The sequence below is a fragment of the Streptomyces sp. NBC_00986 genome (assembly GCF_045162565.1).
GTDB lineage: Bacteria > Actinomycetota > Actinomycetes > Streptomycetales > Streptomycetaceae > Streptomyces.
Window position 1 is genome coordinate 11,457,524 of sequence record NZ_CP108733.1, and the last position, 20,805, is coordinate 11,478,328.

At 69.5% G+C, this 20,805-nt stretch carries 18 protein-coding genes; 10 read left to right on the forward strand and 8 right to left on the reverse strand.

All coding sequences use genetic code 11. The features are described 5' to 3' along the window. The first annotated feature begins 1,126 nt into the window (after positions 1-1,126). Positions 1,127-2,056 carry a UTP--glucose-1-phosphate uridylyltransferase gene (locus tag OG504_RS51710; protein WP_405996126.1) on the forward strand — a complete coding sequence of 310 codons (930 nt, stop codon included), beginning with the start codon at positions 1,127-1,129 and terminating at the stop codon, positions 2,054-2,056. A gap of 156 nt (positions 2,057-2,212) precedes the next feature. On the opposite strand, the gene OG504_RS51715 is transcribed toward OG504_RS51710, so the two are convergent. The 7 genes from OG504_RS51715 to OG504_RS51745 all read right to left on the reverse strand — a co-directional run bounded on the left by OG504_RS51715 (position 2,213) and on the right by OG504_RS51745 (position 7,546). Next, entirely contained in the window at positions 2,213-2,575 is a 363-nt protein-coding gene (locus OG504_RS51715) for a TetR/AcrR family transcriptional regulator (protein ID WP_405996631.1), read from the reverse strand. Between the two features lie 140 nt (positions 2,576-2,715). After that, entirely contained in the window at positions 2,716-3,654 is a 939-nt protein-coding gene (locus OG504_RS51720) for a hypothetical protein (protein WP_405996127.1), read from the reverse strand. Next, positions 3,651-4,139, reverse strand: coding sequence for a hypothetical protein (locus OG504_RS51725; protein ID WP_405996128.1), 489 nt, complete (start codon positions 4,137-4,139; stop codon positions 3,651-3,653). Before OG504_RS51725 ends, OG504_RS51720 begins: the two co-directional genes overlap by 4 nt. Beyond that, complete coding sequence (locus OG504_RS51730; protein ID WP_405996129.1) at positions 4,139-5,365, reverse strand: macrolide family glycosyltransferase; 1,227 nt, start codon at positions 5,363-5,365, stop codon at positions 4,139-4,141. Before OG504_RS51730 ends, OG504_RS51725 begins: the two co-directional genes overlap by 1 nt. Beyond that, a complete protein-coding gene (locus tag OG504_RS51735; RefSeq protein WP_405996130.1) occupies positions 5,362-6,360 on the reverse strand; it encodes a patatin-like phospholipase family protein in 999 nt (332 codons plus the stop codon). Before OG504_RS51735 ends, OG504_RS51730 begins: the two co-directional genes overlap by 4 nt. Positions 6,361-6,474: 114 nt before the next feature. Further along, positions 6,475-7,032, reverse strand: coding sequence for a DUF5134 domain-containing protein (locus tag OG504_RS51740; protein WP_405996131.1), 558 nt, complete (start codon positions 7,030-7,032; stop codon positions 6,475-6,477). Between the two features lie 70 nt (positions 7,033-7,102). Next, a complete protein-coding gene (locus OG504_RS51745) occupies positions 7,103-7,546 on the reverse strand; it encodes a cupin domain-containing protein (protein WP_405996132.1) in 444 nt (147 codons plus the stop codon). Positions 7,547-7,757: 211 nt separating this feature from the next. On the opposite strand from OG504_RS51745, the gene OG504_RS51750 reads away from it, so the two are divergent. The 8 genes from OG504_RS51750 to OG504_RS51785 all read left to right on the forward strand — a co-directional run bounded on the left by OG504_RS51750 (position 7,758) and on the right by OG504_RS51785 (position 16,578). Continuing rightward, the gene (locus OG504_RS51750; protein ID WP_405996133.1) at positions 7,758-8,498 is read left to right on the forward strand and encodes an SDR family oxidoreductase; all 741 of its coding nucleotides are present in this window, start codon (positions 7,758-7,760) and stop codon (positions 8,496-8,498) included. 52 nt (positions 8,499-8,550) lie between these two features. Then, complete coding sequence (gene aceE / locus OG504_RS51755; protein WP_405996134.1) at positions 8,551-11,205, forward strand: pyruvate dehydrogenase (acetyl-transferring), homodimeric type; 2,655 nt, start codon at positions 8,551-8,553, stop codon at positions 11,203-11,205. Further along, the gene (locus tag OG504_RS51760) at positions 11,202-11,969 is read left to right on the forward strand and encodes a class I SAM-dependent methyltransferase (protein WP_405996135.1); all 768 of its coding nucleotides are present in this window, start codon (positions 11,202-11,204) and stop codon (positions 11,967-11,969) included. Before aceE ends, OG504_RS51760 begins: the two co-directional genes overlap by 4 nt. 112 nt (positions 11,970-12,081) lie before the next feature. Further along, positions 12,082-12,996 carry an RNA polymerase sigma-70 factor gene (locus OG504_RS51765; RefSeq protein WP_405996136.1) on the forward strand — a complete coding sequence of 305 codons (915 nt, stop codon included), beginning with the start codon at positions 12,082-12,084 and terminating at the stop codon, positions 12,994-12,996. Positions 12,997-13,090: 94 nt separating this feature from the next. Then, positions 13,091-13,636, forward strand: coding sequence for an Ohr family peroxiredoxin (locus tag OG504_RS51770; RefSeq protein ID WP_405996137.1), 546 nt, complete (start codon positions 13,091-13,093; stop codon positions 13,634-13,636). Positions 13,637-13,746: 110 nt separating this feature from the next. Further along, positions 13,747-15,447, forward strand: a complete 1,701-nt coding sequence (locus OG504_RS51775; protein WP_405996632.1) for an L-aspartate oxidase — start codon at positions 13,747-13,749, stop codon at positions 15,445-15,447. Between the two features lie 74 nt (positions 15,448-15,521). After that, complete coding sequence (locus OG504_RS51780) at positions 15,522-16,268, forward strand: SDR family oxidoreductase (RefSeq protein ID WP_405996138.1); 747 nt, start codon at positions 15,522-15,524, stop codon at positions 16,266-16,268. A 139-nt stretch (positions 16,269-16,407) separates the two neighbouring features. Continuing rightward, the gene (locus tag OG504_RS51785) at positions 16,408-16,578 is read left to right on the forward strand and encodes a hypothetical protein (RefSeq protein ID WP_405996139.1); all 171 of its coding nucleotides are present in this window, start codon (positions 16,408-16,410) and stop codon (positions 16,576-16,578) included. A gap of 356 nt (positions 16,579-16,934) precedes the next feature. On the opposite strand, the gene OG504_RS51790 is transcribed toward OG504_RS51785, so the two are convergent. Then, positions 16,935-17,654 carry a sigma-70 family RNA polymerase sigma factor gene (locus OG504_RS51790; RefSeq protein WP_405996140.1) on the reverse strand — a complete coding sequence of 240 codons (720 nt, stop codon included), beginning with the start codon at positions 17,652-17,654 and terminating at the stop codon, positions 16,935-16,937. Positions 17,655-18,031: 377 nt separating this feature from the next. On the opposite strand from OG504_RS51790, the gene OG504_RS51795 reads away from it, so the two are divergent. Further along, a complete protein-coding gene (locus OG504_RS51795) occupies positions 18,032-20,800 on the forward strand; it encodes an ATP-binding protein (RefSeq protein WP_405996141.1) in 2,769 nt (922 codons plus the stop codon). Positions 20,801-20,805 lie beyond the last annotated feature (5 nt).

Here is a 20,805-nt window from a genome sequence, read left to right on the forward strand (position 1 = left end):
TGGTCGCTCCAGGTGTCAGTTCAAGGACGGATCCACGTCATCCCGGACGGCGACACCATAGGGATGTGCTGGGAGCCAGTCCTCGCGGTGCTCAACGACCTCGAGCTCTCCCCGGCAGCCCACTACCGTGTGATCACGCCCGACACTCGACGTCGTCCGCTCTTCCTCGCATGCTTCGCACCACCGAGGGCTCCGCAACGTAGCGCCCCAGCCGGTCCGTGGCTGGTCCGGGACGGGCGCAGATTTGTGGTGAACGGGTCCGGAAGGTTGCTGACCGGTTATGGATGGTGGCCCCGTCCCGTGGGTGCCTGAAAGGGGAAAGCTCCTTCCAGGCACCCGACTTGAGGCTCTGGAAGAACCCAAGTTTCTGAGGGCTGTAAGAAACAAGAAGGTTCTTGGTCTGCTGGTGGTACAGGCCGCAGGCGTCCCTGACCTGTGTAGACGCTGAACTGTAAGGAGAGTTGTCGGAGTCCGGCCCGCGTATGGTCCGGATCCGACTGCGGCCAGGGTGTGTTTTGTGAGTCGAGTCGCGGGCCGCGAGGTTGGAGCGATCGCCTTGAAGTCGCCTACCGAGCCGTTCTGTCCTGCGGCGATGCGATGAGTCCCAAGACGGCTGTCGGAGTCCGGCGATTGCGCGTGATCTTGAGTGTTGGCGGGAGCGGTGCGCCAGTCACGCTTCGGAAGATGCCGGTGTGCTGCGGGAGACGGTGCCGGCGCGCAGCACCCGGGCGCCCTCGTGGTCCGGCATCTCAAGGCCGGACACGAGGTGCGGTGAGCAGTAGGAGGTCGCCGCGTCTTGCTCGTGGTCCTTCTTGGGGCAAGTCGGGGGAGTCTGGTGATCGCGCCGGCTGGCCGGTCGTCTGGCTCTGTCGGACCTCGCAACGCTGCTGTGGCTCCGAGCGAACGCAATGTCCCGACGCCGCCGTTGAGGACCGCGACGTCCGTCACAGACGCGGCATGTACTCGGTCTTTACTTCGAGCACAACCACGTCAATGACAGGTGCGCAGGGACCTTCCAGCGCAGGTGCCTGTCCCAGCGCCGCCCAGGTTCGGCGGCGGGCGTTGGTAGCGTCGGCAGGTCGTGCCTGCCGATACGACACATGACACTCGACCGGAGAGAGACGTGATGTCCCCGACGATTCGCAGGGCCGTGATTCCCGCCGCAGGGCTTGGCTCCCGGCTGCTGCCTCTGACGAAGGCGACACCGAAGGAGATGCTTCCGGTCGGCGACAAACCGGTCATCGAGCATACCGTCCGCGAGCTGGTGGACTCGGGCATCACCGACATCACCATCGTCGTCTCGGGCGGCAAGTCCCTGATCCAGGAGCACTTCCGTCCCAATCCCGCCCTCGTCGAACAACTCCGCGTGGACGGCAAGACGGCCTACGCGGACGCGGTGGAGGAGGTCGCGGAGTTGGCCCGCCAAGGCCACCTCACGTACCTCGACCAGTACGGCCCCTACGGTAACGGCACCCCTGTACTGAACGCTGCCCGTGCCTTCGGCGACGAGCCAGTGCTGGTGCTGTGGCCCGACGACGTCTTCGTGGCCGAGATCCCCCGCGCGCAGCAGTTGATCCGCGCCTACGAGCAGACCGGCTGCCCGGTGCTGGCCCTCATGCCGATGGACCCCGTCCAGTCCCAGCGCTACGGGGTGCCCATCGTCAAGGAAGACCTCGGGGACGGCCAACTGCGCATCACTGGCCTGGTCGAGAAGCCCGAGCCCGCTGCCGCACCGTCGTCGTACGCGGCCATCGGTGGTTACGTCGTCACCCCCGGCATCATCGACGAACTGCGCGAGCAGACCCGCCGCTGGTACGAGCAGAGGACCGGCGAGGTCTACCTGACGGACGCCATCAACGCCTACGCCGCCTCCCGCGCGGTGTACGGGCAGGTCATCCAGGGCCGCTGGTACGACACCGGCAATCCGGCCGACTACGTGGTCGCCCAGATGGCCTTCGCGCTCGCCCACCCGGAGTACGGGCCTGTTCTACGTGGCTTGGTCGCCGAACTCGACGTCGACAGTGCTGCCGCTTTCCAGGCGAAGACCAGCACCTGACCTGCTGTCGTCTGTAGCGGAGTACGGCGAGGCCGACGAGTTGCACGGACACCGGCGACGTGAACACCGGTGTCCGCTCGGTCCCTCGGGGGTGATCCGCCGCACGCCCGGCCGAAGGCCACCTCGATCCGGTCACGGAACGTCCGGGCGGTCGCCTCACCGGCCAGTCCGGCCCGGACGACGGAGACCGGCGCGGGCGCCGGCTCGACCCGTTCTCCCACGAAGCGAGGAACGTCCGGGCGGTCCTCTCCCCGGAGTGCTTGAACCCCTCCACCGCCCCGTGTCCGTGCGCGCCGAGGAGGGGGACATGTCGAGGCGTGAGGAGACGGTTTCCCGGCAGAGGTCGTCCCGGTTGTCGAAGAAGTGGTGCACGAGGGCTGGGCCCACCTGCGCCCGTTGGTCGATTCCGTGCGGCGTCGCGCCCGAATAGCCTTTGGCGGCGAAGAGTTCGCGCGAGGCTGCGGGGATCTTGGTTCTGGCGCTGGTCGGTCCCGGACGACGGCCGCGGCTCCGTGAGATTCCCTTCTCCGGAGCCCCGGCTCAGTAGCCCATACCCTCTCCGTGAGCGAACCAGGCGACGGTATCGTCGTGGGAGCGCCCGACCACGTCGAGTCGCGACCGATCAGGCCGGAGCCTGTGGCATGGGCTCGTCGAGCCCCTCATGGCAACGGGTCGCCCAGTCCCGCAGTCGCACCGTGGTGGGCACGGATCACCGCGATCACCGTGTCGGCGGTGCGGTCGAGGTAACTGCGGCCATCCGGCAGCTGAGCCGTGGGGCTGATGTAGCTGCGCGGCCCGAAGTGAGTGGCCGGGTCGAGCCGATGCACGCTGATCTTCCCGGCGCGGCGGGCGCGGTTCCATCCGCTACGACGCAACAGCCTCCAGCGTTGGGGGAAGATCCAGGTAGCGATCTGCTCGATCCGGTCGTTCGCGCTGGTGAGCTGATACAAGTGCTCGGCATGGGTGAGGTCGTTGGCGCCGTTGTGGAACCCACCGAGCGTGATCAGCAGGATCGGGCAGCGCAGCCTGGCGTGCAGTTCGTCGACCGCGCCGATGGCGACCTGGGCGCCCCCGCTGTAGCTGAGCAGCACCACGGGGATACCGCTGTCGGGCCGGTAGCCGGCGAGCCGGAGCTGAGTGGCGATCTGGGAGCCGACGGCCCGGTTGTACAGGGGGCGGTAGCGGTGGTCGGCGGCGACGAAGGTCTGCACGACATTGTGCAGGAACAGCAGCAGCCCGATATGTCGGCGCAGCCACGCCCACACCGGCCGGTCGGCGAGCGGGTCGGCCAGTGGTGAGTAGGGCTGCACCTGTCCCAGCACTCGTAGCTCCGGCGCTCCGGCGATCAGAGCCTTGACCAGCTGGCCGCCGTCCCGGCTGTCACGGACGTGACGTTTGCCGATGCCGTCGAGGTACACCAGGTAGGCATCCGGGGGACTGCCAGGGGCCGCGCCCCGGGCGTAGGGAACGCCTTCCGGGAGCTCGTCGGCAGGGGCTCGCCAGCCTGCGCCGTAGGCAAGGATCTCGTAGCGGGCCAGCAGGGCTTCAGCCAGCAGAACAGGTCCGATCACGCAGGCCCAGAGCAAGAAGTCGTTCATGCGATCGACTCCAGCACTTCGGTCGCGCTGAACCTCACGACAAGACGTCGAACGGCCTCTACGGCGAGACCGAGCACAGTCCCCGCGGCGGCGACACAACCTGCGGCGCTCCACCAGTCCAGCCCGCTCGCCGTGGCGAGCGGGCCGACCAGACCGGCCCCCACCCCCACAAAGAGCAGGAAGTGGAGCAGGGGCCCGAGCAACGGGAACGCGAGGACGGCAGCGAGCACCATCGGGGCGACGAGGCTTGGTGTCCACACCACGCCGGTGCCCGGCGGTGGCGAGGAGAGCACCAGCTCGGCCGTGGCCCAGGCGGTCAGTGGCCACAGCGCGAACACCACACCCTCGACGAGGCCGGCGGGCAGCAGCAACCCGGCCACGAATATCCGTGACATACCAGGTCGCCGTGCGACCAGCGGCAGGATGCGCCCGGCGGCCTCCGACACCCCGGCGAACAGCAGCAGGACAACGACGGCGAGTGACATCACTCAGCCTCGCTGTGCCGGATCGACGGAGACGACTCACTGACCGAGCCGGCCGTGTGCAGGTACCGTTCGAGTTCGTCGGCGGCGCGCCGATATCCCCCCGCCTCGCGCTGCGCGACCTGAAGGGTGCCCGCGGCTGCCCGGAACCGGGATTCGTGCAGCAGGCGCCGGGCGAGGACGCGCACCGAGTCCTCTGCCACGTCCCGGGTGCGGATCGACAGGCCGGCGCCGAGTTCGACGACGCGTCGGGCCACCATCGGCTGATCGGCGCCCTGCGGGACCACCAACAGCGGAACCCCGGCGTACATGGCCTCGTTGACGCTGTTCATCCCGCCATGGGTGACGAACAGCGCCGCGCGGGCCAGCACCTCCGGTTGCGGCACGGAGCGGCGGGCGAGCACGTTGGCCGGCAACGGACCCAGCGCCTCGGGATCGGTCTGCCCGGTGGAGACGATCACGGTCCCGCCCAGCGGGGCGAGCGCGGTGGCCAGGCCGCGCAGCAACCGCGGGTCGGCGTTGAACACCGTGCCCAGCGAGGCGTACAGCACCGGATCGCGCAGCCGGTCGGCCGGGAACGACGGGTCGACCGGCCGGGCACCGATGCTCGGGCCGACGAACCGGTAGGACCGGTCGAAGTCCTCGACGGCGGGCTGGAACGCCCGTGACGTATAGACCAGGTTGAGCGGCTGACGGATGTTCGCCACGTCGAGCAGGGGCAACGCGCGTGCGTCGAAGCGGCGGTGCAGCGCCCAGCGGGATCGCAGGTATCCCTGGACAGCGCGGGGCTGAGCCGTCGCCGCGGTCAGCAGGTCCCAGGAACCACGAGTGGGGCTGGGGACATGCCGGTTGAGGGCGAACGTGGTGAAGGATGAGGCGGCCGGCACCTCGAGTTCGCGGGCGGCCACCGCGGCCCACAGACAGGCACTGTCGTGGACGATCAGGTCGGGTCGGTCGCGGCGCAGGTCGGTGAGCACGGCGGGCAGCAGGCGGACTGCGGTGCTCGCGAGTGACTCCATCCACGAGACCGGTGTCGGCGGGTCGGGGAGCGGCTGGTCGCCCCCGGGGTACAGGTACACTCTCGCGCCGGTCGCCTCGATCTCCTTACGGAACGCGGGCGTGGTGTGATAGGTGACGGTGTGGCCGCGCCGGACGAGCTCGGCAACGACCGGCAGTGTCGGGTTGATGTGCCCGTGCATGCCGATACTGAGGAACGCGATGGTGCTCACAGGCCGACCCCCGCCGTGGAAGAAATCGATGTCTCGTCCGGGCTTGTGCAGGTCGCCGAAGAGTCGTTGACCCGGTACAACCCCGGCCCGTCGATGTGTAGTTCGTCCAGGAAGCGCCCCGCCGTGCGGCATGCGGTGCTGATCAGCCGTTGGGAGTGGCCGAAGTCCCACGGTGCGGGCCAGTCCTCGATGCCGGTCGGCAACACGACGGTCGGGATGTGCTGGGCCACTTCATGCAGGTCACGCTCGATCTGGTGGTGCAACAGGAGCAGCCCGGCCCTGGCAGCGATCGCACCGGCACGTCGGCGCGTACTGGTGGGGCGCAACGGCGAGCTCTCCGGCCCCGTTGCCACCACCACCACGCTGGCCGCCCCGGCCTGCTGGGCCGCCAGTACCGGGACGTAGGCGATCACCCCGCCGTCGACGAGTGTCCGGCCCGCACGATCCACGGGGGGCAGCATCCCGGGAATGGCCGCGCTGGCCAGCAGTGCGGACTGGAGGTCTCCTTGGTCGAGCAGCACCGGGGCGCCGGTGACCAGGTCCATGGCAACCGCGGTGAACGGGACCGCCAACTGCTCGATCCGCGAGGGCAGTTCTGCCCGGGCGATCAGTCGACGAAGGCCGCGATCGGTGAAGACGCTGGTCCGTGAGGACAGGTAGCCGAGCGGATACACGTCACGGCGACGCAGGTGGGTCCACACGTGGTCCAACCACGGCGCGGCCCTGTCGGGGTGGGCGGCCGCGATGGCGCCGTTCAGGGCGCCCACCGACGTTCCGATGATCATGTCCGGGACGAATCCATGGCGTTCCAGCGCGTACCCGACACCGATGTGCGCCGCTCCGAGCACACCACCGGCGCCCACCACCACGGCCACGGGACGGGGGAGGGAGCGCAGACCCGCCGCGGTCGGGTCTCCGGGCGGTCGGCCCGGGTCGACTCCGCTGAAGCCGGAGTGTGCCGATGAGACCGGTCTCCGGCGACGAGCAACTCTCATGATCCACCTTTCTCGCCATGGGCACGGAATCGGATGGGTTCTCTCACTAGGACCGGGCTGCCGCACAATGTGTGACACCGTTGGTATGACGCATGGTGCGGACCGGGTCCGGTGTCAGTGGTGCATGAGCAGCATGACGGCCGTGCCCATGGCGGTCGATCCGTGCCAGAAACGGTCGACGGGCCCGCCGATGTCGGTGGAGGCACCCGCGCCGCTCGAAGCTCCCTGGAGCCCGGGCATGTCCCGGGTCAGTGACCGGAGGGCGTAGGCCACGAGGCAGAGCGTCAGCACGGCGGTGACCAGGTCGCCGGTCCGTGCGTCCGTGACTCCGGTGTGCCGCATCGGCATCCACGCCATGGCCGCCATGCCGACCGCGCAGGGCGACCTCCGTGCGAGGTCGGCCAGTCCGGGGCCACGCCGGCCGAGGACCGCGGTCAACGGGAACCACAGAGCCGCGGCGGCGAAGAAGACCGTCTGCCCCCGCGCCGGCACTTCGCCGACCCCGTGCCATGGCATCACCGCCATGGCCGACGCCATGACGGTGTGCAGCAGCTGGTCGCCTCGGCCGCGCCACCCGGAGCCTCGAGGCAGGACGGCATGCCACAGTGTGTAAACGGCCGAGGCCGCGAACAGCACGGTCAGCATGCCGGGCACGACATCAGTGGTGCTCATGCCTCACCGCGTCCTCCCACGGAGCGGACGGGTCCCGTTCACAACTGCCTACGGGGCGGGCGGTGCACAGTCAGTCGGTGGGGCGCGGGGCGCGGAGATGGGCCCGCTGGGCCAGTTCCTCCTTCTCGACCAGTTCGAGCATGGGCTTGCCCGGTGCGCACAGCATCGTCACGACGAACCGGGTGCGCGCGTCGGACAGCGCGTTGCCGTCCTGGTAGTGGATCGGGTCGCCGCCCGGCTCCCAGAACGTCCCGCCCGCCTCGACCACCCGCTCGGGCTCGCCCTCCATCTCGAAACGGACGGCGCCCTCGAGGACGTAACCGAACGCCGGTCCCGAGTGGCGGTGCGGCGGGCTTCCCGGGTCTCCGGGCTCCCACTCGACGAAGATGGTCATCCCCGACGCGCCCTCGGGGACGGTGAGCGGTGCGGTCTCCTGCACCATCTTCGCTGCTGTCTTCCATCCCTCCGGGTGGGTCTGCGGTTCGGTGCCGTGCGTTGTGTCCGTGTCCGACATGGGTCGGCCTCCCTTGGATTCACCCGGCCATGGCTGCCATGGCCGCCTGCATTCATGACCGGGTTCCGGACGGATCTGTGACACCCGGATCCACATCAGTGTCACAACATTGGTGGGAGTCCTGTCCTAGATGGTGTGAGGGGCCGGCGTCACGGCCGCCTCACGAAGTCATCAGCGGGGTCACCGACCTCTCGACGGGAAGGGGCCCGAAATGCGGGTCGTTGTAGCAGGGGCCACTGGTGTGATCGGTTCCAGGACGGTTGCCAGGCTTCGGGACCATGGTGTGGAGGTCGTGCGCGTATCGCGTCACGAGGGCGTCGACGTCACGACCGGAAAGGGCCTCACCGAGGCCGTGCGCGGCGCCGATGTGGTGGTGGACGTGACCGATACGCCCTCCCGCGGGGAGCTGGAGAGCCTGGAGTTCTTCGGCGCTGCGACCCACAACCTGCTGGAGGCGGCGGCGAAGGCGGGCGCGGAACACCACGTGATCCTGTCCATCGTGGGGGCCGAGCGTCTGCAGGCGGGTTACTTCCGGGCGAAGGCACTGCAGGAGGAACAGGTGCGGCGCTCGCCCATGCCCTACTCCATCGTGCGCGCCACGCCGTTCTTCGAGTCGGTGGAGTACATGTCGCGCGCGGCGACGTACGGGGACGCCGTCCATGTCGCGCCCGTACTGATCCGCCCGGTGTCGGCCGACGACGTCGCCGTCGAGATCGCCCATGTCGCCGTGGGACTACCGCTGTTCGGTGTTCTGGAGGTGGCTGGTCCGGAGGTGCACCGCCTCGACGACCTCACCGCGAAGCTGCTGGCAGCGCGCGGCTACATGCCGGACGTGGTCTCCGACGCCCACACCCCCTTCTTCGGGGCGACGCTCGGGCAGCGGGCGCTGCTGCCCGGGGCGGACGCCCACCTCGGGCACGAGACCTTCTCCGAGTGGCTCGCGCGGCGATGACGCCGCCGGCACCCAACCGTCTCCCCACCTCACGCCCGGACAGGAAACAGTCATGAGTGAGCTTGACCAACTACCCGACCAGGACGCCGAGGAGACCGCCGAATGGCAGGCGTCGCTCGACGCCGTCGTGCGGAACGCGGTGCCGGACCGGGCCGTGTACCTGCTGCGACGCGTGCACGAGTTCGCGGCCCGGTCCGGCGTGTCCCTGCCCGGGCTCCTGACCTCCGACTACATCAACACGATTCCGGCGTCGGCGCAGCCCGCCTTTCCCGGTGACGTGGCCATGGAGTCCAGGATCACCGCCCTGAACCGGTGGAACGCGGCGGCGATGGTGACCCGCGGCGCCTGCTTCGGCCTCGGCGGCCACATATCGACCTACGCCTCGGCGGCCTGGTTGTACGAGATCGGGTTCCACCACTTCTTCCAGGGCAAGGACGGCGGGGGCGGCTCGGGCGACCAGCTCTACTTCCAGGGGCATGCCTCACCCGGCATCTACGCCCGCGTTTTTCTCGAAGGGCGCCTGAGCGAGGCACAGTTGGACGGTTTCCGTCGGGAGGCCGACGGCCATGGACTCCCGTCCTACCCGCACCCCCGACGTCTGCCGTGGCTGTGGGAGTTCCCGACCGTCTCCATGGGCCTCGGCCCGCTGGCCGCCATCCACCAGGCCCGGTTCAACCGGTATCTGCACGCCCGGGGCATCAAGGACACCTCCGCATCGCGCGTGTGGGCCTTCCTCGGGGACGGCGAGACGGACGAGCCGGAATCGACGGCCGCGCTGGCGCTCGCCGCCCGGGAACAGCTGGACAACCTGACCTTCGTCGTCAACTGCAACCTCCAGCGCCTGGACGGGCCGGTGCGGCCGAACTCCAAGATCGTGCAGGAGTTGGAGAGCAGGTTCCGCGGAGCGGGCTGGAACGTGGTCAAGTCTCTCTGGGGCGATGCCTGGGACCCCGTCCTGGGACAGGACACCACGGGCGCCCTGGTCCACCGTCTCGGCGAGGTGCCCGACGCCCAGTTGCAGACGTACGCCGCCCGGGACGCCACGTACATCCGCGATCACTTCTTCACGGGCGACGCGCTCTCCGCTCTCGCCGCCGGGCTGAGCGACAGCCGGCTGACCGACCTGTTCGGCAGCTCCCGGGGCGGGCACGAACCGCTCAAGGTCTACGCCGCCTACCGGGCAGCCGTCGAGCACCGGGGCGCGCCGACGGTCGTCCTCGCCCAGACGGTGAAGGGGCACACGCTCGGCTCGGCTTTCGAGTCGCGCAACGCCAACCACCAGATGAAGAAGCTGACCATGGGGCAGTTCCGCGAGATGCGTGACCTGCTCGAACTCCCCATCCCCGACAGCGCGTTGAGCGGCGACCTGGTGCCGTACTGGCACCCGGGCGAAAACTCGGAGGAGGTGCGGTACCTGCGCGAGCGACGGGCGGCGCTGGGCGGCCCCGCCCCGGTGCGCAGGGTGGTCCCGAAACCGCTGAGGCAGCCGCCGGCCCGCGCGTTCGAAACCCTGGAGAAGGGCTTCGGCCACCAGGAGGTGGCCACCACCATGGCTCTGGTCCGCCTGGTCAAGGACCTGATGCGCGAAGAGGAGACGGGAAGGCGCTGGGTGCCGATCATCCCGGACGAGGCCCGCACGTTCGGCATGGAGTCCCTGTTCCCGACGGCCGGGATCTACTCGCCGGACGGCCAGACCTACGAACCGGTCGACGCGGACCAGTTGCTGTACTACCGGGAAGCCAAGAACGGCCAGCTGATCGACGAAGGCATCACCGAAGCCGGTTCGATGGCCGAGTTCACCGCTGCGGCGACCTCGTACGCCACCCACGGCGAACCCATGATCCCGTTCTACATCTTCTACGCCATGTTCGGTTTCCAGCGCACCGGCGACCAGTTCTGGGCGCTCGCCGACCAGATGGGGCGCGGGTTCGTCATCGGGGCGACGGCGGGCCGCACCACGATGACGGGCGAGGGACTTCAGCACGCCGACGGCCACTCCCAGCTGCTGGCGTCCACGAATCCGGCCGCCGTGTCCTACGACCCGGCCTTCGCGTACGAGATCGCGGTGATCGTGCGGGAGGGGCTGCGCCGTATGTACGGTGACCGGCCCGAGGACGTCTTCTACTACCTGACGGTCTACAACGAACCCAAGGAGCAGCCGGCGATGCCCGCCGGACCGGGCGTCGAGGAAGGCATCGTGCGGGGCATCTACCTGTTCCGACAGGCCGAGCCCGCCGTAACAGGACGACGAATCCAGCTACTGGCCTCCGGAACGGCCATCCACTGGGCCCTCAGCGCCCAGGAGTTGCTGCTGTCCCAGTGGGGCGTCCACGCCGACGTCTGGTCGGTGACGTCCTGGACGGAGCTGCGCCGCGATGCGTTGGACGCCGACCGGGCACGGCTGCGGGGTGAGGAACGCGTTCCCTTTGTGACGGCGGCACTGGCGGACGCGCCCGGGCCGGTGCTGGCGGTCAGCGACTGGATGCGGCAGGTGCCCGACCAGATCAGCCAGTGGGTCGGCCACGACTACTCGTCGCTGGGCACGGACGGCTTCGGGCTGTCGGACACCCGGGACGCCGTACGGCGCTACTTCCGCGTGGACGCGGAGTCGATCGTCGTCGCCGCCCTGGACGGGTTGGCGCGTGCCGGCGCGATCGGTCCGGAGACGGTCGTGCGGGCGCGCGACCGGTATGGATGGCGCGGGTGACCGTCGTGACCTCGCCGCCGGTCGACTCTCCCGGACGGGATCACCAGGACACCTATGCGGTCAGTGCGGAGTTCTACGACCTGCTGCAGGCGGAGCGGGACGAGGCCCGGGTGCGCTCGCTCTACCGCGACGACGTCGGCAGGGCCCGGGTCGGTGTGGTCGACGTCGGGGCGGGCACCGGGTGTGTCACCCTGATGAGTCTCCTGGAGTCACGCGTTCCCGTGCACGCGGTGGAGCCCGCCCGGTGCATGCGCACCCCGCTGATGACGCGACTGGCGTCCCTGAGCGCGGAGTTGACGACGCGGGTGACCGTGCACCCGTACGCGCTCGAGGAGGCGGGGCTGCACGGGGTCGCGGACGTGGCGGTGTGCCACAACACCGTCGCCTGTCTCCATCCGGCGGCGCGCCGTGCGCTGTGGCCCGCCGTCGCCGAGGCGCTGGTGCCCACGGGGGTGCTGCTCGTCCAGCTCCCGCCGGCTCGCCTCCCACATCACGAGACCATCCATGCTTTGCCGACCCGGACGGTGGGCCGGCACGAGTACGGGGGACGCATGGTGACGTCCGCCGACGTCGACAGGATCCGGGCACGGTTCGAGTACTGGGTGCACGACGACGGGCGGGTGCTGCGCCGGCACGAGGAGACGTTCTGGATGTGGCCGGCCACCCGTACGGAGATGATCGCGGAACTGGAGAGAGGTGGTTTCATCCCGCTGCCCGAACGGCCGGACCCTTCCGTCCTGGCTGTACGACGCGCACGGCCATGACGCGCAGAGGCATGACGCGCACGGCCATGACGCCCTCCGCCAGGTGGTGCGCCCGCCCGCCGTAACATGGGCAAGCGCTTGCGCGAAGGGGTCGGAAGTGAAGGCGGCACGCATGGGTATCGGGGACGACACGGACTCGCTCGATGAGGCGACGAACGTGTTCATGGCGGCGCGTCCCCAGCTCTTCGGCATCGCCTACCGTGTGCTCGGCAGCACCACGGAGGCCGAGGACGTACTCCAGGAGGCGTGGCTGCGGTGGCAGCACACCGACCGTGACGTCGTCCGCGAGCCGAAGGCGTTCCTCGCCACCGTCACCGCCCGTCTGGCGCTCAACGTGGCCCAGTCCGCCCGGGTGCGGCGTGAGTCGTACGTCGGTCCCTGGCTGCCGGAGCCGGTCGACACGCGTGCGGATCCGCAGTTGGGCGCTGAGCGGGCCGAGGCGCTCGACACGGCGGTCCTCTTCCTGCTGGAGCGGCTCAACCCCGTGGAACGGGCCGCCTACGTGCTGCGGGAAGCCTTCGACTACCCCTACCAGCAGATCGCGGACATGCTGGAGACCAGCGAGACCAACACACGCCAACTGGTGAGCCGCGCGCGCAAACGCATTTCGTCGGAGCGCCGCAAACCCGTCGACGCCACCGAGCACCGACGGCTGATGGAAGTGTTCCTCACCGCGGCACAGACCGGTGATCTGGCGGTGCTCGAAGGCATCCTCGCCGAGGACGTGGTCAGCTACACCGACGGGAACGGGCTGCGCGGGGCATCCAAGTTCCCGGTCGTCGGCCTGGTGCACGTCTCCAGGTACCTCGCCGCCTTCGCCCCGCGCTTCTGGCCGGAGAAGGAGATCCACTGGGTCGAGGCCAACGGCGGGCCGGCCGCCCTTGTCACGGCCGATGGGACGGCGGTGGTTCTGCTGACCCTCGACATCTCGGAACGTGGCATCGAGCGGGCCATGTGGGTCATGAATCCCGAGAAACTGGCACCTTATGTGGCCTCTCTGGACGGCGACACCACGTTCTCCTCCTGAAGGCCGCCCTGCGCGTCACAAGAGCGGCTGCTCGTCGGTCATCCAGTCGTCCGGTATCCGGGACGCCACGACGCAAAGGTGCGCTCACCATGGAATGCAGCACAGTTGGTCCGGCACGTCGCAGCACCACGGGGGCCACGCGGTGACCGAGCCGATCCAGCCGCCCGACCTGTCCACCGAGCAGGACTTCGACGGAGCGGCCTTCGCTCCCCTCTACACCACGACGGTGACCGTGACCGGCGGGACGGCGGCCCACGGGAGAGCCTCGGGGAGGGCACGCTCGGACGACGGAGTCCTCGACCTCGACCTGCGCCTGCCCGTCGAACTGGGCGGAGACGGCTGCGGAACCAACCCCGAGCAACTGTTCGCCGCCGGGTTCGCGGCCTGCTTCCACGGGGCGTTGAGCCTCATCGCACGACAGTCCGCGCTCGATCCCGCCGCGATATCCGTCGAGGCGACCGTGGCGTTCGGCCGCAATCCACAGGACGGCGGCTACGTCCTGCACATCGACCTGGTTGTCAGATGGCCGGGCGTCGCCCCTGACGTCGCGACCGAGCTCCTGCGGCGGGCCGACGTGCTGTGCCCGTACGCGAGGATGGCCTGGCACGGCACGCCGACCACCATCACGCTGGCCACCTGAGCGCAGGGCCGCCCGAGTCGTCACAGATCGCGGGACTACCCGGTCGTACTGGATGAAGACCCCAGTGATCGGAGTGGACCGTGGCTGTCACCGAACAACGTCTTGCCACCATGGTGCTGGTGATCGGCACCGGAGGTGCCGGCCTGCGAGCGGCGATCGAACTGGCCGAGGCCGGCATCGACGTCCTCGCCGTCGGCAAGCGCCCCAAGGAGGACGCCCATACGGCACTCGCGGCCGGCGGCATCAACGCGGCGCTGGCCACCATGGACCCCGAGGACAGCTGGCAGCAGCACGCCGCCGACACCCTCAAGGAGAGCTACCTCCTCGCCGACCCCCGGACCGTGGAGATCGTCACCCAGGGCGCCGCCCGGGGCATCGAGGACCTGGAGCGCTACGGCATGGACTTCGCCCGGGAGGAGGACGGCCGGATCTCGCAGCGCTTCTTCGGCGCGCACAAGTTCCGCAGGACCGCCTTCGCCGGCGACTACACAGGCCTGGAGATCCAGCGCACCCTCATCCGGCGCGCGGAGCAGCTGGACATCCCGGTACTGGAGGGGGTGTACATCACCCGGTTGCTGGTGCACGAGGGCGCCGTGTTCGGCGCGTACGGCTTCGACCTCACCAGCGGACGGCGCTACCTGATCCACGCCGACGCGGTCGTCCTGGCCGCCGGCGGCCACACCCGCATCTGGCGGCGCACCTCCTCGCGCCGCGACGAGAACACCGGGGACTCCTTCCGCCTGGCCGTGGAGGCCGGGGCCAGGCTGCGCGACGCCGAGCTGGTGCAGTTCCACCCGTCCGGCATCATCGAACCGGAGAACGCCGCAGGCACCCTCGTCAGCGAGGCCGCCCGCGGCGAGGGCGGCATCCTGCGCAACGCGCTCGGGGAACGCTTCATGAACCGCTACGACCCCGAGCGCATGGAACTGTCCACCCGCGACCGCGTGGCCCTGGCCGCGTACACGGAGATCAAGGAAGGGCGCGGCACGCCCAACGGCGGTGTGTGGCTCGACGTCTCGCACCTGCCCCGGCAGACGATCATGACGCGCCTGCCCCGTGTCTACCAGACCCTGCTGGACCTGCAGATGCTGGACATCACCCGGGACCCGATCGAGATCGCCCCCACCGCCCACTACTCGATGGGTGGCGTGTGGGTGCGCCCCGAGGACCACAGCACCGACGTACGCGGCCTGTACGCCATCGGCGAGGCGTCGAGCGGACTCCACGGCGCCAACCGCCTCGGCGGCAACAGCCTCATCGAACTGCTCGTGTTCGGCCGCCTCACCGGCCAGGCCGCCGCCGCGTACACACAGTCCCTGACGGCACAGCCCCGGTCGGCGACGGCCATCGCGGAGGCCCGCGCCGAGATCGACGAACTCCTCGCCGCCGACGGGCCCGAGAACGTCCGTGCCCTGCAACGCGCGATCCGCAACACCATGACCGAGCACGCGGGCGTCGTCCGCGACGAGGACGGACTGCGTGCCGGCCTTGCGGAACTCGCGGTGATCGAGAAGCGCATGGAGGCCGTCGGCATCCACCCGGACATCGCGGGCCATCAGGATCTCGCGCACGCCTTCGACCTGAAGTCCGCGGCGCTCGCGGCCCGGGCCACCCTCGAATCGGCGCTGGAGCGCCGCGAGACGCGTGGCTGCCACAACCGCAGCGACTACCCCGGCCTGGATCCCGCTCTGCAGGTGAATCTCGTGTGGTCCCCGACGACGGGCATCACCCGCGAAGGCATTCCGGCCGTCCCCGACGAGATTGCCTCTCTCATGGAGGAAGTCACGACCGCGGGGAAACTCGTCGAATAGGAGCTGTCACAAACAGAGCCCGTGTCCGGTCTCTACTGGTACAGGCATCAGGAAAACCCGAAAGGAATTCCGTCATGAAGGTCGTAGTGATCGGTGGAACCGGGCTCATCGGCTCGAAGGTGGTCGCCGGGCTCGGCGCGCACGGGCACGAGGCGGTCGCGGCGGCGCCCAACACCGGCGTCAACACGCTGACGGGCGAGGGACTGGCCCAGGTCCTGCAGGGTGCGTCGGTGGTGGTCGATGTATCGAACTCGCCCTCGTTCGAGGACCAGGCGGTCATGGACTTCTTCCACACCTCGACGACCAATCTGCTGGAGGCGGAGACCGAGGCGGGCGTGGCGCATCACGTCGCACTGTCCGTGGTCGGTACCGAACGCCTTCAGGGGAGCGGCTACTTCCGCGCCAAGCAGGCCCAGGAAGACCTGATCAAGGCGTCCGGCAACCCCTATTCCATCGTCCACGCCACCCAGTTCTTCGAGTTCGCCAAGGGACTCGCCGACGGGGTCACCGAGGGGGACACCGTGCACCTGCCCGACGCCAGGATCCAGCCCATCGTCTCCGACGACGTGGCCGCGGCAGTCGCCCGCACCGCGGTCGGGCAGCCGGTGGGCGGCGTGGTGGAGGTCGCCGGTCCCGAGGCGTTCCAGCTCGAGGAGTTCATCCGCATGGGACTCAGCGCCCAGAACGACCCCCGCAAGATCGTCACCGACCCGAAGGCGACGTACTGGGGCGCCGAATTGGAGGAGAACACACTCCTGCCGGGTCCGGGCGCACACATCGCCGGGACGAAGTTCGCCGACTGGCTCGCGCAGGAGAAGTAGAGATCGTTTCGGGTGGCCCTTTTCGGAGGAAAGGGCCACCCGAATCTTTCACGAAAAGTTCGCCGGATTCCCTCGCAAGGCAACCGGAATGTGTCGTCGGCCGCCGCACGAGAATGCCGACGACAGCAAGGGGAGCACGATGACCGAAACCCATGAGCGACGCACCGACATCGCGGCGACCGTCATGGCACTGGCCGCCGAAGCCGCCGAACTGCAGTCCCGTGTCACCGAACTGCGGCAGGAGCTGGTGGATGTCGACGACTGCATGGCAGCCGTCTCGACGGCTCTGCGCAGGCTTTCGTCCCCATGACGTCGGTCCCGAGGGTGAGGAGATGCGCACCACGGCACTCTTGCACCAACAGCGGACGGGGCAGGGCGGTAGGGAAGCGGACGGGCAGATCGCAGGTCGACGGCCCTCGGTCCCCTGCGGCCACCATCTTCGGCACCGAGTCCAGGAGGGTCCGCCACCCGAGGGCATCGCCGACGCTGCTCTGCACGTCATCACCCTGCCCGAGCACGACTGGCCCCCATGACACGCTGACCCGCATGGAGGCCGGGGCATTGGCCGCTGACAGTCGGCGGCGGTGTCCGGGCTGGAGCCGAGTGCGTCGCGCGTCCCCTCGGCGTTCCCCGATCGGGGAACGCGCTGAAGACGCTCGCTGACGACTACTCGCCCGCCCTGCGGGTCATCGGCTCGAAGACGGTGGCTGGGCGGTGGCCGGCGTCCGAGGAAAGGACCCTTTCCAATTGCGCAAGGTCGCCGGACTGGGCTGCTGCGAGGAACGCCTGGACGAGACGCCGATACGCGACGGAGTCCACTGGCTGCCTGCGACGGTCCGTGGTGAGACGGTTCTGGGCGCGTGACACCTGCTGCCTCGCGTTCGCGACGCTCAGGCGCAGGATCCCGGAGATCCGGGTGTACGGGTAGCCGAAACCCTCCCGCAGGACGTACGCGGCCCGTTGCCTCGGCGTCAGGGCCTCCATCAGCAGGAGAACCGCCCGTTCAACGGCTTCCAGCCTCTCTGCCGCCGCTTCCGGGCTCGCCTCGATGTCCGCCGGTTCCGGAAGCCAGGTGCTGGCGCAGGACTCCCGACGCCTCCAGGCGGACTGGACGACGTTGATGGCCAGCCGGACGGTGGTGGTCCTGAGCAGTGCCGACGGGTTCAGGACGACCGTACGGTCTGTGCCCTGCCACCGGAGCCATGCCTCTTGGATGACGTCTTCGGCCTCGCCGGCGTCTCCGACGATCCGGTTGGCGATCCTGAGGAGTCCTGGCCGGGCACGGACGAACACCGACGTCGCGCTGTCCAGTTCAATGACCGTCGGGGTGGCCGTCATGCCCGCCGTCTCCCGACCTCGCGTGGCTGCGACCGTTTGTGTGTCCACGACCGGCTCCTCTGCTCCGTAGGTCAGTCGCTTGAAAGGCGGCCGAAACCAACATCGCGCCCAGGGGCAGCCGATCGCCCCTGTGAAAGCCGTAGGGGGCTCCGTGGTTGTGCCGTGGCAGGTCCGTGACCGAGCCCCGAAGTCGCCTGCCCGGCAGCGCTGAGAGGCAGGTCGGAGCCGTTTCGCCGACGCCCGAACGGTGCCGTTCTGTGCCTGTACCGCCACCGGTGCCGACGGCGACGCCGAACCCGGCCGGCCACCGGCGGCAACCGCCGACGGACCCGCGGCGAGGAAACTGTCGGCCGACGAACACCGCCGCGGCGGTCCGGAGCCGCGCCTACGGACGCTGGTCTATTCTGATGATCAGGGAGGCTGCCATGACGAGCCGCGGTTCATTCGCCGGACTCCTCGGGCGGCGAAACGAGTGCCGGGTCCTCGACGACCTGTTGGCAGGCGCCAGGTCGGGGCGAAGTGGGGTCGTGGTCCTGCGCGGTGAGGCAGGGATCGGGAAGACCGAGCTGCTGAACTACGTCTTCGAGCGTGCCACCGGATGTCACGTTGTCAGGGCTGCCGGCGTCCAGTCCGAGATGGAGCTGTCCTACGCCGGCCTGCATCAGCTCTGCGCCCCTCTGCTGGGCGGCATCGACGATCTTCCCGAGCCTCAACGCGACGCCCTCTGCACGGCGTTCGGGCTGCGTGGCGGTGATACACCCGACCGGTTCCTCGTGGGCCTGGCCACGCTGAGCCTTCTTGCGGACGTCGGCGGGGACCAGCCGCTGGTGTGCCTCGTCGACGACGCGCAGTGGCTGGACGAGGTGTCGGCGCAGACTTTGGAGTTCGTCGCCCGTCGGCTGTTCGCGGAGTCGGTCGTGCTCGTCTTCGCCGTCCGCGAGCCCACTGCCCGCAAGTCGATTGCCGGCCTGCCCGAGCTGCCGGTGAAGGGCCTGACCGAGAGCGACTCCCGGAAACTCCTCGACTCGGTCGTCACCGGTCCGCTCGACGACCGGGTACGCAGCCGTATCGTCGCCGAGACGCGCGGCAATCCGCTGGCCCTGCTCGAACTGCCCGGCGGGTTGGCCCCGGTGGACCTGACCGACGCCTTCGTGCGCCCCGACGCGCGGCCGTTGTCGAGCCACATCGAGCAGGGTTTCCTTCGCCGTGTCCAGTCACTCCCGGCCGAGACGCAGCGGCTGCTGGTCACCGCCGCCGCCGAGCCGGTCGGCGACGTGACGCTGTTGAGACGTGCGGCCGGGCGGCTCGGGCTCGCCGTGGACGCCGCTGTGGAGCACGCAGAGACGTCGGGATTGATCACTTTCGGCACGTGGGTGCGCTTCCGGCACCCGCTGGTGCGCTCGGCGGCGTATCGCGCGGCGGGCCCGGACGGCCGTCGCGAGGCGCACAAGGCGTTGGCAGACTCGACCGACACCCAACTCGATCCCGATCGTCGGGCGTGGCATCTGGCCTGTGCGACGGCCGGACCGGACGAGACAGTGGCCGCCGAGTTGGAGCGCTCGGCGGACCGGGCGCAGGCGCGTGGCGGGATCGCCGCAGCAGCGGCCTTTCTCGATCGGGCTGCCGAGCTGACCCCGGATCCCGCACGCCGCGGAGCCAGGGCGTTGGCAGCGGCGCAGGCCAAATACCAGGCCGGCGCGTTCGACGCCGCGCGAGAGCTGGCGGACGCGGCGGGGCTGGGCCCACTCGACGATCTCGGCGCTGCGCAGTCGACATTGCTGCGCGGCCAGATCATGTCCGCGTCGAAGAGTGCCAGCGCAGGTCTGCCACTGCTGCTGGAGGCGGCCAAGCGGTTCGAGCCGCTTGATCCCAGGCGCGCCCGTGAGACCTACCGCGACGCGATCTACGCGGCTCTCACCGCAGGCCGGCTCCCGAAGGGCGGCGTCCGCGAAGTGGCGAAGGCCGTACTGAGCGCACCGAGGCCCGCTGAGCCGACACGCGACGACCTCCTTCTGACGGGTCTTGCACGGGTGGCCACGGAGGGCTACGCCGCGGGCACGCCGATGCTGCTCAAGGCGCTGGCCGCATTTCGCACCGACGAGGTCTCGGGGGCGGAGGGGCTCGGCTGGCTCCCGCTCGCCTGCCGTTTGGCGCACAGCACCTGGGACTTCGAGAGCTGGTCCGTGCTCTCGGCGCGGTTGGTCGACCTGGCACGCGAGACCGGAGCTCTGTCCGTGCTGCCGTCGGCTCTGCTGCTGCGTCTGTCGAATCGGGTCTTCGCGGGCAACCTCGCCGGAGCCGACTCCCTCGTCGTGGAGGCGACCGCGATCGGCGAGGCGACCGGCAGCAGGTTCTTCGCGCACTACGGGGCGCTCGTCGTCGAGCCGTGGAGGGGCCGGGAGTCCGAGACCCGGCAGGCGATCGAGGCAATCACCCAGGACTTCCTTCTGCGAGGCGAGGGCAAGGTGACAACCGCCACGCAATGGGCGGCGGCGGTGCTCTACAACGGCCTCGGCCGATACGAGGAGGCCTATGCGGCCGCCAAACGCGGTTGCGAGAACCCACAGGAACTCGGCCTGTACCTGCAGTCGATGGTTGAACTCATCGAGGCAGCAGCACGACTCGGAAGACCGGAAGACGCAGCGGAGACAGTCCGGACGATCTACGACATGGCGCAGGCCAGTGGCACCGACTGGGCTCTTGGCACCTCGGCCAGGGCCCGTGCGCTGGTGAGCGACGGCCAGGCCGCCGACGCTTTGTACCGTGAGGCGATCGAGCGACTCGGCAACACCGAGGTCAAGACGGAGCTGGCACGTGCCCAACTTCTCTACGGCGAGTGGCTTCGCCGCGAGAACCGCGGCGCGGACGCCCGTGCTCACCTGGCCGCCGCCCACGAAATGCTCAGACAGATCGGGGCCGAGGCTTTCGCGGAACGTGCGCGACGCGAGCTGCAGGCCACGGGAGCGAAGGTTCGTAAACGCAGCGCCGCGACGCACGAAGCCCTCACTCCGCAGGAGGCGCAGATCGCCCGTCGCGCCGCCGACGGGCTCACGAACCCCGAGATCGGCGCCCAGTTGTTCATCAGTCCCCACACGGTCGAATGGCACCTCCGCAAGGTGTTCTCGAAGCTCGGCATTTCCTCTCGCAAGGAGATCCGCACCATGCGGCTCGAGGGCGAGGCGACGTCGGCCTAGGCCGT